Origin of the sequence: Mycolicibacterium xanthum (genome assembly GCF_019710635.1) — a bacterium.
Taxonomy (GTDB): domain Bacteria; phylum Actinomycetota; class Actinomycetes; order Mycobacteriales; family Mycobacteriaceae; genus Mycobacterium; species Mycobacterium xanthum.
The window spans coordinates 57,088-71,265 of record NZ_JAIFZS010000008.1 but is presented as its reverse complement, the minus strand read 5'-3'; the positions used below and the strand labels follow the sequence as shown (position 1 = coordinate 71,265).

Annotated in this window: 12 protein-coding genes; 7 read left to right on the top strand and 5 right to left on the bottom strand. The window is 68.4% G+C overall.

The genetic code is table 11. From position 1 onward, the window contains the following. The first annotated feature begins 3 nt into the window (after window positions 1-3). Both JDV09_RS04685 and JDV09_RS04680 read left to right on the top strand, forming a co-directional pair. Window positions 4-1,497, top strand: coding sequence for a CoA-acylating methylmalonate-semialdehyde dehydrogenase (locus tag JDV09_RS04685; protein ID WP_221367951.1), 1,494 nt, complete (start codon window positions 4-6; stop codon window positions 1,495-1,497). Beyond that, window positions 1,443-1,928 (top strand): TIM barrel protein, encoded by a 486-nt coding sequence (locus JDV09_RS04680; RefSeq protein ID WP_221368217.1) that lies wholly within the window; start codon window positions 1,443-1,445, stop codon window positions 1,926-1,928. Before JDV09_RS04685 ends, JDV09_RS04680 begins: the two co-directional genes overlap by 55 nt. 225 nt (window positions 1,929-2,153) lie before the next feature. Here JDV09_RS04680 and JDV09_RS04675 read toward each other — a convergent pair whose 3' ends face one another. Continuing rightward, the gene (locus tag JDV09_RS04675) at window positions 2,154-4,331 is read right to left on the bottom strand and encodes a glutamine synthetase III family protein (RefSeq protein ID WP_221367950.1); all 2,178 of its coding nucleotides are present in this window, start codon (window positions 4,329-4,331) and stop codon (window positions 2,154-2,156) included. Window positions 4,332-4,530: 199 nt separating this feature from the next. Between JDV09_RS04675 and JDV09_RS04670 the strand changes: the two genes are divergently transcribed. From JDV09_RS04670 to JDV09_RS26540, 4 genes are all read left to right on the top strand, one after another. Further along, the gene (locus tag JDV09_RS04670) at window positions 4,531-6,909 is read left to right on the top strand and encodes an FdhF/YdeP family oxidoreductase (protein ID WP_221367949.1); all 2,379 of its coding nucleotides are present in this window, start codon (window positions 4,531-4,533) and stop codon (window positions 6,907-6,909) included. Next, a complete protein-coding gene (gene fdhD, locus JDV09_RS04665; RefSeq protein ID WP_221367948.1) occupies window positions 6,897-7,733 on the top strand; it encodes a formate dehydrogenase accessory sulfurtransferase FdhD in 837 nt (278 codons plus the stop codon). The genes JDV09_RS04670 and fdhD overlap by 13 nt, the downstream gene beginning before the upstream one ends. Window positions 7,734-7,848: 115 nt before the next feature. Beyond that, entirely contained in the window at window positions 7,849-9,117 is a 1,269-nt protein-coding gene (locus JDV09_RS04660; RefSeq protein ID WP_221367947.1) for a glycosyltransferase, read from the top strand. After that, window positions 9,114-9,245, top strand: a complete 132-nt coding sequence (locus JDV09_RS26540; protein ID WP_255604841.1) for a hypothetical protein — start codon at window positions 9,114-9,116, stop codon at window positions 9,243-9,245. Before JDV09_RS04660 ends, JDV09_RS26540 begins: the two co-directional genes overlap by 4 nt. 81 nt (window positions 9,246-9,326) lie before the next feature. On the opposite strand, the gene clpX is transcribed toward JDV09_RS26540, so the two are convergent. Then, a complete protein-coding gene (gene clpX / locus JDV09_RS04655) occupies window positions 9,327-10,607 on the bottom strand; it encodes an ATP-dependent Clp protease ATP-binding subunit ClpX (protein ID WP_221367946.1) in 1,281 nt (426 codons plus the stop codon). A gap of 290 nt (window positions 10,608-10,897) precedes the next feature. Here clpX and JDV09_RS04650 point away from each other — a divergent pair, with 290 nt between their 5' ends. Then, entirely contained in the window at window positions 10,898-11,341 is a 444-nt protein-coding gene (locus JDV09_RS04650; protein ID WP_221367945.1) for a TIGR03618 family F420-dependent PPOX class oxidoreductase, read from the top strand. A gap of 6 nt (window positions 11,342-11,347) precedes the next feature. Here the strand turns inward: JDV09_RS04650 and clpP2 are convergent, their stop codons facing one another. The 3 genes from clpP2 to tig form a co-directional block, all read right to left on the bottom strand. Then, window positions 11,348-11,986, bottom strand: a complete 639-nt coding sequence (gene clpP2, locus JDV09_RS04645; RefSeq protein ID WP_221367944.1) for an ATP-dependent CLP protease proteolytic subunit ClpP2 — start codon at window positions 11,984-11,986, stop codon at window positions 11,348-11,350. Further along, window positions 11,983-12,570, bottom strand: a complete 588-nt coding sequence (locus JDV09_RS04640) for an ATP-dependent Clp protease proteolytic subunit (protein ID WP_221368216.1) — start codon at window positions 12,568-12,570, stop codon at window positions 11,983-11,985. Before JDV09_RS04640 ends, clpP2 begins: the two co-directional genes overlap by 4 nt. A 122-nt stretch (window positions 12,571-12,692) precedes the next feature. Further along, window positions 12,693-14,147 (bottom strand): trigger factor, encoded by a 1,455-nt coding sequence (gene tig, locus JDV09_RS04635; protein WP_221367943.1) that lies wholly within the window; start codon window positions 14,145-14,147, stop codon window positions 12,693-12,695. Window positions 14,148-14,178 lie beyond the last annotated feature (31 nt).

Sequence of the window (14,178 nt, the reverse complement as noted above, 5' to 3'; positions counted from 1 at the left end):
ACCATGACAAACACCATTTCGCACTGGGTCAACGACGAGATCTTCGCCGGGGCGAGCGACAGGACCGCGCCGGTGACCAACCCGGCCACCGGCGAGGTGACCGGCCAGGTCGCGCTCGCGTCGGTCGAGGACGCACAGGCCGTGATCGACGCCGCGGCCGCGGCGTTCCCGGCCTGGCGGGACACCTCGCTCGCCAAAAGGACTCAAGTGCTCTTCCGGTTCCGGGAGCTGCTCAACGAGCGCAAGGGTGAGCTGGCCGCGATCATCACCGCCGAGCACGGCAAGGTGCTCTCCGATGCTCTCGGCGAGGTCAGCCGCGGCCAGGAGGTCGTCGAGTTCGCCTGCGGCATACCGCATCTGCTCAAGGGCGGGTTCACCGAGAACGCCTCGACCAAGGTCGACGTGTACTCCGTCCGCCAGCCCCTGGGCGTGGTCGGGGTCATCTCCCCGTTCAACTTCCCGGCCATGGTGCCGATGTGGTTCTTCCCCATCGCCATCGCCACCGGCAACACCGTCGTGCTCAAACCCTCGGAGAAGGACCCCAGCGCGGCGCTGTGGATGGCCAAGCTGTGGAAGGAAGCCGGTCTGCCCGCCGGTGTCTTCAACGTGCTGCAGGGCGACAAGACCGCTGTCGACGAACTGCTGACCAATCCCAAGGTCAAGAGTGTGAGCTTCGTCGGGTCCACCCCGATCGCGCAGTACGTGTACGCCACGGGCACCGCGCACGACAAGCGGGTCCAGGCGCTGGGCGGCGCGAAGAACCACGCGGTGATCCTGCCCGACGCCGACCTGGACCTGGCCGCCGACGCGATGGTCAACGCCGGCTTCGGTTCGGCCGGGGAGCGCTGCATGGCCATCTCCGCCGCGGTGGCGGTCGGCCCGATCGCCGATGACCTGGTCGCCAAGATCGCCGAGCGCGCCTCGGGCATCAAGACCGGTGACGGCACCAAGGATTCCGACATGGGCCCGCTGGTCACCAAGGCCCACCGCGACAAGGTGGCTTCCTACATCGACGCCGGCGAGGCCGACGGCGCCAAGGTCGTCCTCGACGGCCGCCAGGTCTCGGCCAACGGCGGGCAAGATGGGTTCTGGCTGGGCCCGACCCTGCTGGACAACGTCACCCCGACCATGAGCGTCTACACCGACGAGATCTTCGGCCCGGTGCTGTCGGTGGTGCGGGTGGAAACCTACGACGACGCCATGGAACTGGTGAACTCAAACCCGTACGGCAACGGCACCGCCATCTTCACCAACGACGGCGGCGCGGCCCGGCGGTTCCAGAACGAGGTGCAGGTCGGCATGGTGGGCATCAACGTGCCGATCCCGGTCCCGATGGCCTACTACAGCTTCGGCGGCTGGAAGGCCTCGCTGTTCGGCGACAGCCACGCCCACGGCATGGACGGCGTGCAGTTCTTCACCCGCCAGAAGGCCATCACGAGCCGCTGGCTGGATCCCAGCCACGGCGGCATCAACCTCGGCTTCCCCGAGAACGCCTAGCCCACTGCGATTTCGGTGTAGTTGGTTGCGCCAGGCGTGACCAACTACACCGAAATCACGCTCAGGAGGAGCGCGAGCTCGTCGCCGCGGTGGCACACCCTGCGGTGGGGCTGGTGGTCGACGCCTGGCACGTGTTCCGGGCCGGTACGTCGCTGGCGGAACTGGCTGCGGCGCTGGCGCAGTCGGCGATCTTCGGGGTCGAACTCGATGACGCTGCTCCCGAGGTCATCGGATCCCTGTTCGAGGACACCGTGCAGCGCCGGCTGCTGTGCGACGAGGGCTGCTTCGATCTGCGTGGACTGGTGCAGTTGCTGCGAGACAAGGGTTTCGATGGCCCGTGGGGTGTCGAGATCCTCTCTGTAGCGTTCCGGGAGCTGCCCGTCACCGGGGCCCTGCAACGAGCCGCCGACACCGCTCGGAAGGTGCTCTGATCGGGCCGCCCGACCAGGCCGACCGCCTCGTCGATCCGCCGCACCAGCAGGCCCAGAAGTGCGGGCTGCGCGCCCCCGCGGATAGCAGGGACCACAGACCGGCCACCCACCAGCCCGAAACGCGACTGCCCGCCTGTCGCGACGACAGGCGGGCGGTGCGATGTCCGGTGATTTCGGTGTGTTTGTCGTCGCCCAGCGACGACAAACACACCGAAATCGCACAACTCAGAGGATGTAGAGCATTTCCTGATAGGTGGGCAGCGGCCAGAGGTCGTCGGCCACCACGGTCTCCAGCGTGTCGGAGGCGGTGCGCACCGCCTCCATCGCCGGCAGCAGCACCTCCTGGGCTTGCTTGGCCTCGTCCATGGCCGAGTCCGCGGAGTGATCCTCCAGACCCGCCTTCAGCGCGGCCAGCGCCGCGGTCAGATCCGCGATCGGACCCGAGACCGCCGTCAGCAGCGTGGTGTCGGCCTCGACACCGGCCGCCTTGAGCGCGGCGACGTTCTGCGCGAGTTCGGTCTGGTAGCGGACCGCGGTCGGCAGGATCACCGTGGTGCCCAGCTCCAGTGCGAGCTTGGCCTCCACGCCGATCGTCAGCGCGTACTGCTCGAGGCGGACCTCGTAGCGGCTGTGCAGCTCCCGCTCGTTGAACACGCCGTACTTCTCGAAGATCTCGATCGCGTCGGGCTTGATCAGCTCGGGGATCGCGTCCAGCGTGGTCTTCAGGTTGGGCAGGCCACGATCGGCAGCCTCGATCTGCCAGTTCTCCGAGTAGCCGTCGCCGTTGAACACCACGGCGCCGTGCTCGGTGATGATCTCGGTGAGCAGCTTCTGCACCGCCGAATCGAAGTCCTCACCGTCGGCGACGGCCTCTTCCAGCGCCGAAGCCATGTAGTCGAAGGAGTCGGCCATGATCGTGTTGAGGATGATCATCGGCACCGCGACGGTCTGCCCGGAGCCGGGGGCGCGGAACTCGAACCGGTTGCCGGTGAACGCGAACGGGCTGGTGCGGTTGCGGTCGCCCGGATCGGTGGGCAGCGACGGCAGCGTGTCGACGCCGATGTGCATGACGCCCTTGCCCTTCGACGACGTCGCCGCGCCCTTGGCGATCTGCTCGAACACGTCGGCGAGCTGAGCGCCGAGGAAGATCGAGATGATCGCCGGCGGGGCCTCGTTGGCGCCCAGGCGGTGATCGTTGGTCGCCGAGGCGACCGACACCCGCAGCAGGCCGGCGAACTTGTGCACGGCCCGGATGACGGCCGCGCAGAACACCAGGAACTGGGCGTTCTCATGCGGGGTATCACCCGGGACGAGCAGCGAGCCGAGCTCGGAGTTGCCCATCGAGAAGTTGACGTGCTTGCCCGACCCGTTAACGCCGGCGAACGGCTTCTCGTGGAACAGGCACTCCATCCCGTGCTTCTTGGCGATGTTCTTGAACACCGTCATCAGCAGCTGCTGGTGATCGGAGGCGATGTTGGCCCGCTCGAACATCGGGGCGACCTCGAACTGGGCCGGCGCGACCTCGTTGTGCCGGGTCTTGGCCGGGATGCCGAGCTTGAACAGCTCACGCTCGGTGTCCATCATGAAGGCCAGCACCCGGTCGGGCACCGCGCCGAAGTAGTGGTCGTCGAACTCCTGGCCCTTCGGCGGCTTGGCGCCGAACAGCGTGCGGCCCGCGTTGATCAGGTCCGGACGCAGCAGGAAGAAGTGCCGGTCGACCAGGAAGTACTCCTGCTCGGGCCCGCAGAACGAGACGACCTTCTCGAAATTCTTGTGGCCGAAGAGCTTGAGGATGCGCTCGGCGTGCGTCCCCATCGCCTGCTGGCTGCGCAGCAGCGGGGTCTTGTAGTCCAGCGCCTCACCGGTCATCGAGACGAACACCGTCGGGATGCACAGCGTGTTGCCATTCGGGTTCTCCAGGATGTAAGCCGGGCTGGTGACGTCCCAGCCCGTGTACCCGCGGGCCTCGAAGGTGCTCCGCAGGCCGCCCGACGGGAACGACGAGGCGTCCGGCTCGCCCTGGATCAGGGTCTTGCCGGCGAACTCGGCCAGCGTCTCACCATCGGAGACCGGCTCCAGGAAGCTGTCGTGCTTCTCGGCGGTGAAACCGGTCATCGGGTAGAACACGTGGGCGTAGTGGGTGGCGCCCCTGGACAGGGCCCAGTCCTTCATCGCCGCGGCGACGGCGTCGGCGACGGCCGGGTCGAGCTTCGCGCCCTTCTCGATGGTGGCGACGACGGACTTGTACACGGACTTGGGCAGCCGCAGCTGCATCTCGGCCTTGGTGAAGACGTTCGAGCCGAAGACCTCGCCGGGCGCTTCAGTCGGGTCGAAGCTGAAGGCCGGGGGTTCATACGCCTCGACGTTGTAGATGGCCTGGAGGCGCACCGAATTTCCGCTCAATGGACTTCCTTCTCGCTGGTCGACCGCGGGGTCGTCCGACCCCTGGTCACAGACGGTTGACCGGCCAACCTTAGGAATGTTCGATGCCGATCTTGTTACGTGCGCGTCAACGCCAGAATGCGGCGCTGACGAGATTTGCGGTGGTCGGGCACCCGGACAACTCGTAGCGACCCGCCCACCGACCGTTCACAATGGGGTCATGCCCAGCCGCCGTCACCCCGACCGAGACATCGCCGCCGACGTCGACGAACACGACCTGACGGTGAGCGCCGCCAAACACGAGGCTGCGGGCGTACGGGCGGTGATGGTGTCGCTGCAGCGTGGCCTGCAGTCCATGGGCCCGCTGCGCACGGCGACGACGCTGGCCAAGCTCAACCAGCGCCACGGGTTCGACTGCCCGGGCTGCGCGTGGCCCGAGGAGCACGGCGGCCGCAAGCTGGCCGAGTTCTGCGAGAACGGCGCCAAGGCCGTCGCCGAAGAGGCCACCACAAGGGTGGTCACCCCCGAGTTCTTCGCCAGGCACTCGGTCGCCGACCTGTCGGCCCGGCCGGAGTACTGGCTGTCGCAGCAGGGCCGGCTCACCCATCCGGTGGTGCTGCGTCCCGGCGACGACCACTACCGGCCCATCGGTTGGGACGACGCCTACCGGCTGATCGCCGACGAACTGCGGGCGCTGGACGACCCGAACCAGGCCGTGTTCTACACCTCGGGCCGGACCAGCAACGAGGCCGCGTTCCTCTACCAGTTGCTGGTGCGCAGCTTCGGCACCAACAACCTGCCGGACTGCTCCAACATGTGCCATGAGTCCTCGGGGACCGCGCTGACCGACGCCATCGGGATCGGCAAGGGCTCGGTCACCGTCGAGGACATCATCGAAGCCGATCTGATCGTCATCGCCGGGCAGAACCCGGGCACCAACCATCCGCGGATGCTGTCGGTGCTGGAGAAGGCCAAGGCCAACGGCGCCCGGATCGTCGCGGTCAACCCGCTGCCCGAGGCGGGCCTGATGCGGTTCAAGGATCCGCAGAAGGTGCACGGCGTGGTCGGCGACGGGATCGCCATCGCCGACGAGTTCGTCCAGATCCGCCTCGGCGGTGACATGGCCCTGTTCTCCGGCCTGGGCAAGCTGCTGCTGGAGGCCGACGATCGCGACCCGGGCAGCGTCGTCGACCACGATTTCGTGGCCCGGCACACTGCCGGTTTCGACGACTACGTGGCGCGCACCCGCGACATCGCGCTGGACACCGTGCTGGAGGCCGCCGGCATCGACCGCGAACAGCTCGACCGGGTCGCCGATCAGATGGCCCGTGCCCAGCGCATCGTGGTGTGCTGGGCGATGGGCCTGACCCAGCAGAAACACGCGGTCCCGTCCATCGCCGAGATCTCCAACGTGCTGTTGATGCGCGGCATGATCGGCAAGCCCGGCGCGGGGCTGTGCCCGGTGCGCGGGCACTCCAACGTGCAGGGTGACCGCACCATGGGGATCTGGGAGAAGATGCCCGAGCCGTTCCTGGCCGCACTCGACGACAGGTTTGGCATCACCAGCCCGCGCGAGCACGGCTTCGACACCGTCGACGCGATCCGCGCGATGCGCGACGGCCGGGCCGGGGTGTTCATGGCGATGGGCGGCAACTTCGCCTCGGCCTCGCCGGACACCGCGGTGACCGAGGCGGCGCTGCGCAACTGCTCGCTGACCGTTCAGGTGTCGACCAAGCTCAACCGCAGCCACCTGGTGCACGGGGCCACCGCGCTGATCCTGCCGTCGCTGGGCCGCACCGACCGCGACGTGCAGGCCGGCGGCAGGCAGCAGGTGTCGGTGGAGGACTCGATGTCGATGGTGCACCTGTCGCGCGGCAGCCTGCACCCACCCGGCGACCAGGTGCGCAGCGAGGTCGCGATCGTCTGCCAACTGGCCCGCACGCTGCTGGGTGCCGATCACCCGGTGCCGTGGGAGACGTTCAACGCCGACTACGACACGATCCGCGACGCCATCGCGGCGGTCGTCCCGGGTTGTGCGGACTACAACCGCAAGGTGCGCGCCCCGGACGGATTCCAGCTGCCCCACCCGCCGCGGGACTCGCGCGAGTTCCCCACCACAAACGGCAAGGCGAACTTCGCGGCGTATCCGCTCGAGTGGGTACCGGTGCCCGAGGGCCGGCTGGTGCTGCAGACGCTGCGCAGCCACGACCAGTACAACACCACGATCTACGGCCTCGACGATCGCTACCGCGGCATCAAGGGCGGGCGCCGGGTGGTGCTGGTCAACCCGGCCGACCTGACGGGGTTCGGGCTGACCGACGGCGACCGGGTGGACCTGGTCTCGGAGTTCAACGACGCCGAGGGCCGGCTACAGGAGCGCCGGGCCGACGACTTCGCGGTGGTGTCCTACTCGACCCCGGCCGGAAACGCCGCCGCCTACTACCCGGAGACCAATCCCCTCGTCCCGCTGGATCACACCGCGGACAAGTCGAACACGCCGGTGTCGAAGGCGATCGTGGTCAGGCTGGAGCGACGCGATGGGGGGAATACGTCCCCGGGGGCAGAGCGAAGCGACGGGGGGAATACGTGGGACGGGTGACCGCGCGCCACCGCGTGCGGCACGTGACGGCCGCCGACGAGGTCGCCCGGCCCGAAACCCTCGCGGTCGAGGAACCGCTGGAGATCCGGGTCGACGGCGCCCCGATCACGGTGACGATGCGCACGCCGGGCTCCGACGTCGAACTGGCGCAGGGATTCCTGCTCACCGAGGGGGTGGTGGCCGCCCGTGAAGACATCGCGTCGGTGCGCTACTGCCGCGGCGTGGGCGAGGACGGCTCCGGCCTTCCGCAGAACACCTACAACGTGCTCGACGTGGCGCTGGCCCCCGGCGTGCCCACGCCGGATGTGGATCCCACCCGCAACTTCTACACCACGTCGTCGTGCGGGGTGTGCGGCAAGGCCTCGTTGGAGGCGGTGCGGCTGACCAGCAGGCACGCGCCCGGTGACGACCCGGCAACCGTCTCGGCGGAGACCCTGTGCGCGCTGCCCGGCAAGTTGCGCGACGGGCAGAAGGTGTTCGCGGCGACCGGCGGTCTGCACGGTGCGGCCCTGTTCGGCACCGACGGCGACGTGCTGGTGGTGCGCGAGGACATCGGCAGGCACAACGCCGTGGACAAGGTCATCGGATGGGCCCTGGAACGGGGACGGATCCCGTTGGGCGGCGCCGTGCTGCTGGTCAGCGGAAGGGCATCCTTCGAGCTCACCCAGAAGGCCGTGATGGCCGGTATCCCGATCCTGGCCGCGGTGTCGGCCCCGTCCTCGCTGGCCGTCGACCTGGCCGGTCAGTCCGGCCTGACGCTGGTGGCATTCCTGCGCGGCGACTCGATGAACGTCTACACCCGCCCCGACCGCGTCGCGAACTGACCCGACCGCACCGCGCCTGCCTGCAATCTCCACCGGATCTCCAGACAACCTCCAAGCCGGCGGGACGGCGCTCGGCGAGCATCGACGTCATGGTCCACCGTCTCGGAAGACGCTGATGGCCACCGTCCTCATCGCCGCGCTGTCACCCGCCGGGCATGCCGGTCCGCTGCTGGCCGTGGCCGAGGATCTGGTCTGCCGGGGCAACCGGGTCACCGTGATGACCGGCGCCACCCACACCGCGGCGATCCGAGTCCTCGGCGCTCGACCACATCCGCTGCCCGCCGATGCGGACCCCGACGCGTCGCAGCGCGCGGCCCGTGCCGGGGTGGACGCGCTCAACCGGGCGGTCATCCGGCCGTTCCTGCGTTCGATGGCCGCCCAGTCCACCGAACTCGACCGGGCGCTGGCCACCGAACGCTATGACGCCGTCCTCGCCGATCACGGGTTCTTCGGGGTCCTGCCGCTGTTGCTCGGTGACCGCCCGGACGGGCCACCGGTGCTGCTCTACACCACGACCCCGCTGATGCTGTCGCGGCGGGTCCTGTCGGGCACCGCGCAACGTGCCACCGACCGGATGCTGAAGTCGCTGGGCGCCGGGCCGCTGCCCGTACCGCTGCTCGACGCGGGCCTGCTGGCGCAGCGCCTGATCGTGCCGACCGTGGAGAGCTTCGAGTACCCGCGCAGCGATCTGCCCGACACCGTGCGATTCGTCGGACTGGTCCGACCCCGGCCGGCACGCCGTTTCACCGCGCCGTCGTGGTGGCCGCTGCTTTCCGCTGAGCGGCCCGTCGTCCACGTCACGCAAGGCACCGTGGACAACCGCGACCTGACCCGGCTCGTCGGGCCGACGATCGCCGCGCTGGCCGACGAGGACGTCACCGTGGTGGTCAGCACCGGCGGGCGCGACGTGAACGCCATCGGGTTGCCGCTGCCCGCCAACACCCATGCCGCCGAGTACATCCCCCACGACCGGCTGCTGCCGAGGGTCGACGTGGTGGTGACCAACGGCGGTTACGGCGCGGTGCAGCACGCCCTGTCGGCCGGGGTGCCCTGCGTGGTGGCCGGCGGCACCGGGGACAGACCGGAGGTCGCCGCCCGGGTCGCGTGGTCGGGGGCGGGCATCGACCTGGGGACCGCGACGCCGACCGCCGCGGCGGTGCAGGACGCGGTCCGGCGGGTCCGCACCGAGGCCGGATTCCTGCAGAACGCCCGCCGGCTGGAGGCGGCCTTCGCGCGTCGTGACGGGGTTGCCGAGATCGCCGCGCTGCTCGACGAGGTCATCGCCGAACGGGCGATCGCAACGGCGGGTCCGCCCTCCCGCCGAAAGTCGAGTAGCGGCCTACGCGGGTGCGCGGGCGGGCCCGGCGAAAGACTCCGATCATGATCGTCGAACTGCAGTATCTGGCCGTCGCAGTGTTCCTGCTGTGGGGCCTGGCCAGCGCGTTGTGCGAGGTTTTCCAGCCGGAGGACACCGAGGAGCCGGCCGAGACGGCCGGCCCCGGGCGGGACTAGGCGGTGCTCAATCGCCCGACTCTCCCCCGCAAGCGGGTGGTACCCCCACAACGCGGCTCGTCCCTCGCCGCTTGATCGTCGTCAGGCGGACTTGTCGCGGCGCTCGCTGCGCGACGGCTTGCGCGGCACGATGGTGGGCAGCACGTTGTCCTCGACGGTCTCCTTGGTGACGACCACCTTGGCGACGTCGTCGCGGCTCGGGATGTCGTACATCACCGGGAGGAGAACCTCCTCCATGATGGCGCGCAGGCCGCGCGCACCGGTGCCCCGGTGAATGGCCTGATCGGCGATCGCCTCCAGCGCGTCGGTGCTGAACTCCAGCTCCACGCCGTCCATGTCGAAGAGCCTGGTGTACTGCTTGACCAGCGCGTTCTTCGGCTGGGACAGGATCTGCACAAGCGAGTCCTTGTCCAGGTTGGTCACCGAGGCGACCACCGGCAACCGGCCGATGAACTCGGGGATGAGCCCGAACTTGATCAGATCCTCGGGCATGACCTCGGCGAAGTGGTCCTGGGTGTCGATCTCGGCCTTCGAGTGCACCTCGGCGCCGAATCCCAGGCCGCGTTTGCCGACCCGGTCGGAGACGATCTTCTCCAGACCCGCGAACGCCCCCGCCACGATGAAAAGGACGTTGGTGGTGTCGATCTGGATGAACTCCTGATGCGGATGCTTGCGGCCACCCTGCGGGGGCACCGAGGCCTGGGTGCCCTCCAGGATCTTCAGCAGCGCCTGCTGCACACCCTCGCCGGAGACGTCGCGGGTGATCGACGGGTTCTCGCTCTTGCGGGCGATCTTGTCGACCTCGTCGATGTAGATGATGCCGGTCTCGGCGCGCTTGACGTCGTAGTCGGCGGCCTGGATCAGCTTGAGCAGGATGTTCTCGACGTCCTCACCGACATAGCCGGCCTCGGTGAGCGCCGTCGCGTCGGCGATGGCGAACGGGACGTTGAGCATCTTGGCCAGCGTCTGCGCCAGATAGGTCTTGCCACACCCGGTGGGGCCGAGCATCAGGATGTTGGACTTGGCCAGCTCGACGGGCTCGGAGCGCGAGTCGCGCATCTTCTCCCCGGCCTGGATGCGCTTGTAGTGGTTGTAGACGGCCACCGCCAGCGTGCGCTTCGCCGTGTCCTGACCGATGACGTAGCCCTCGAGGAAGTCGCGGATCTCGGCGGGCTTGGGCAGCTCGTCGAGCTTGACGTCGTCGGCGTCGGCGAGTTCCTCTTCGATGATCTCGTTGCACAGGTCGATGCACTCGTCGCAGATGTAGACGCCCGGTCCCGCGATGAGCTTCTTCACCTGCTTCTGGCTCTTGCCGCAGAACGAGCACTTCAGCAGGTCGCCGCCGTCTCCAATGCGTGCCATGGTGCTGGGGTCCTACTTCCTGTCTGCTGTCACGATCATTCAGTTCGGTGGGTCGCACCGGAATACCCCGACGCTACCCGTACTTTCCGGCGCGGTGCGACCGATAAAGGCGAATCGCGTCGGTGGTATTCAAGTGTGGTTGCGCCAACATATCGCCTGACACGTTCCCCGTGGCCGCGGAACGCGCGACCGTGTCCCTGGCGTGTCGCCGCCGTTACCGCTCCGGGAGTTATCGTCCACGGTACCGATCGGCTGGCGGCGACCGGGTCCGCCCGGCGTAACCTCCGGACATGGTCACCCTCGACGAAGCCTTCGCCCTGGCCCGCGACGAGAGCGGCCTCGCCGTGGTCTCGACCCTGCGGGCCGACCAGACCATCCAGTCGTCGCTGATCAACGCGGGACCGCTGACACACCCGGGGACCGGTGAACCCGCGCTCGGGTTTGTCACCTACGGCCGGGTGAAGCTGGCGAATCTGCGGGCCCGGCCCCAGATCGCGGTGACCTTCCGGCAGGGCTGGCAGTGGGCCACCGTCGAGGGCCGCGCCGAGTTGGCCGGCCCCGACGACCACCGGCCCTGGCTGGACTCGCCCGAAGCGCTTGCGCGCCTGTTGCGCGACGTGTTCTCGGCCGCGGGCGGAACCCACGACGACTGGGACGAATACGACCGCATCATGCGCGAGCAGCGCCGCACCGCCGTGCTCATCGCACCGACCCGGATCTACAGCAACGGCTGAACCGGATCAGGCGGTCTGCGCCGACAGCTTGCGGTACTCCAGCACCGTGTCGATGATGCCGTACTCCTTGGCCGCCTCGGCGGTCAGGATCTTGTCGCGGTCGGTGTCCTTGCGGATGACCTCGGCGTCCTTGCCGGTATGCCGGGCCAGGGTGTGCTCCATCAGCGACCGCATCCGCTCGATCTCGGCGGCCTGGATCTCCAGGTCGGAGAACTGGCCCTGGATGACGCCGCCCAGCGCCGGCTGGTGGATCAGCACCCGCGCGTTGGGCAGGGCCATGCGCTTACCGGGGGTGCCCGCGGCCAGCAGCACCGCGGCCGCCGAGGCGGCCTGCCCCAGGCACACGGTCTGGATGTCGGCGCGCACGTACTGCATGGTGTCGTAGATCGCCATCAGGCTGGTGAACGAACCACCGGGCGAGTTGATGTACATGGTGATGTCGCGGTCGGGATCCAGCGACTCGAGCACCAGCAGCTGGGCCATGATGTCGTTGGCCGACGCGTCGTCCACCTGCACGCCGAGGAAGATGATGCGCTCCTCGAACAGCTTGTTGTACGGGTTGGACTCCTTGACGCCGAAGCTGGAGTGCTCGATGAACGACGGGAGGATGTAGCGGGCCTGGGGGGTGGTCCTGGGGTCGATCATGAGGGGTTCGCTCCGTTGAAGTTGACGCTGGTGATGATGTGGTCGACGAAGCCGTACTCCAGGGCTTCCGGGGCGGTGAACCAGCGGTCGCGGTCGGAGTCGGCCTCGATGCGCTCGATGGTCTGCCCGGTGAACTCGGCGTTGAGCCGGAACATCTCCTTCTTGATCACCGCGAACTGCTCGGCCTGGATGGCGATGTCGGCCGCGCCGCCGGTGATTCCGCCCAGCGGCTGGTGCATCAGGATCCGCGCATGCGGCAGTGCGTAGCGCTTGCCCTTGGTCCCGGCGGCCAACAGGAACTCGCCCATCGAGGCCGCCATCCCCATCGCGTAGGTCGCGACGTCGCACGGTGCCAGCACCATGGTGTCGTAGATCGCCATACCGGCGCTGATCGAGCCGCCGGGCGAGTTGATGTAGAGGTGGATGTCCTTGGTCGGATCCTCGGCGGAGAGCAGCAGGATCTGCGCGCACAGCCGGTTGGCGATGTCGTCGTCGACCTGCGAACCCAGGAAGATGATCCGCTCGGACAGCAACCGCTCATATACCGAGTCGACAAGGTTGAGGCCGGGAGAGGCGCCACGCATGTCAGTCACGACTGGATACCTGCTTTCTATATGTACTTCCGACGCGGTGACCGTCTTACGGATGACCCTAACCAACGCACGCCGCCGGGGAGTCCCCAGACGGCGTGCGTTCGCTCAGAGCGTCACTTGGTGTCGTCGGCCCCGCCGGACGCTTCGGCGGCCTCGGCGACGTCGTCGTCCTCGGCCGTCTCCTCGTCAGCAGCCGTTTCGGTACCGGTCTCGGCCTCCGCTGCGGCGGGCGCCTCGGCCTGCTCACCGGACGGGCCGAAGAACTCGGTGGTGTCGATCACGGTGCCCTCGGTGTCGGTGACGGTGGCGCCGTGCACGACCGCGGCCACGGTCAGGCCACGACGGACGTCGGCGAACATCGCCGGCAGCTGATTGTTCTGCTGCAGCACCTGCAGCAGCTGCTGGGGCTCCAGGCCGTACTGCCGCGACATCAGCACCAGGCGCTCGGTCAGGTCGTTCTGACCGACCTGGATCTCCAGCTGGTCGGCGATGGCATCCATCAGCAGCTGGGTCTTGACCGCCTTCTCCGCATTGCTGCGGTTGTCCGCGTCGAACTCCTCGCGACTGCTGCCCTGCTCGGCAAGCGCGTCGGCGAACTTGTCCTCGTCGTGGTCGAGCGCGTGGATGGCGTTGTGCAGGGTGTCGTCGACCTGCCCCTGCACGATCTTCTCCGGCAGCGGCACCTCGACCTGCTCGAGCAGAACCTCGATGGCCTTGTCCCGGATCTGCTCGGCCTGCTGGATGCGCTTGGCCTGCCCGACCTTGCCGCGCAGGTCGTCGCGCAGCTCGTCGATGGTGTCGAACTCGCTGGCCAGCTGGGCGAAATCGTCGTCAAGCTCGGGCAGCTCACGCCGCTTGACCGACTTGACGGTGACGGTGACCTGCGCCTCCTGCCCGGCGTGCTCGCCGGCGACCAGCGTGGTGGTGAACACCCGGCTCTCGCCTTCGGCGAGCCCGACGATCGCGTCGTCGAGGCCCTCGATCAGCTGACCCGAGCCGACCTCGTGCGACAACCCCTCGGTCGCGGCCTCGGGCACGTCCTGGCCGCCGACGGTGGCCGACAGGTCGATGGAGACGAAGTCTCCGGTCTCGGCGGCCCGATCCGCACCGGTCAGGGTGCCGAACCGCTTCTGCAGCGCCTCGAGTTCGGTGTCGACATCCTCGTCGGCAACGGCGATCGGGTCGACGGTGATGCCCAGCGCCGTCAGGTCCGGCAGCTCGATCTCGGGACGGATGTCCACCTCGGCGGTGAAGACCAGTTCCTCGTTGTCGGCGAGCTTGGTGACCTCGATCTCGGGCTGGCCGAGGGGCTGCAACGACGACGAGGTGACGGCCTCGCTGTAGCGGCCCGGCAGCGCGTCGTTGACGACCTGCTCGAGCACCGCGCCGCGGCCCACCCGGGCCTCCAGCAGCTTGCGGGGGGCCTTGCCCGGGCGGAAACCGGGCAGCCGGACCTGCTTGGCGAGCTGCTTGAACGCCCGGTCGATGTCGGGTTCGAGCTCTGTGAAGGGCACCTCCACGTTGATGCGAACCCGCGTCGGGCTCAACTTCTCGACGGTGCTCTTCACGTTGGTACTCCTCTATCGCTGATGGGGTTGG

Coding starts and splice junctions, on each gene's coding strand:
- JDV09_RS04650 (WP_221367945.1), top strand. CDS start 10,898: ATGGTCACCCTCGACGAAGCCTTCGCCCTGGCCCGCGACGAGAGCGGC.
- JDV09_RS26540 (WP_255604841.1), top strand. CDS start 9,114: ATGATCGTCGAACTGCAGTATCTGGCCGTCGCAGTGTTCCTGCTGTGG.
- JDV09_RS04660 (WP_221367947.1), top strand. CDS start 7,849: ATGGCCACCGTCCTCATCGCCGCGCTGTCACCCGCCGGGCATGCCGGT.
- clpX (WP_221367946.1), bottom strand. CDS start 10,607: ATGGCACGCATTGGAGACGGCGGCGACCTGCTGAAGTGCTCGTTCTGC.
- JDV09_RS04670 (WP_221367949.1), top strand. CDS start 4,531: ATGCCCAGCCGCCGTCACCCCGACCGAGACATCGCCGCCGACGTCGAC.
- JDV09_RS04685 (WP_221367951.1), top strand. CDS start 4: ATGACAAACACCATTTCGCACTGGGTCAACGACGAGATCTTCGCCGGG.
- JDV09_RS04640 (WP_221368216.1), bottom strand. CDS start 12,570: ATGCGTGGCGCCTCTCCCGGCCTCAACCTTGTCGACTCGGTATATGAG.
- clpP2 (WP_221367944.1), bottom strand. CDS start 11,986: ATGATCGACCCCAGGACCACCCCCCAGGCCCGCTACATCCTCCCGTCG.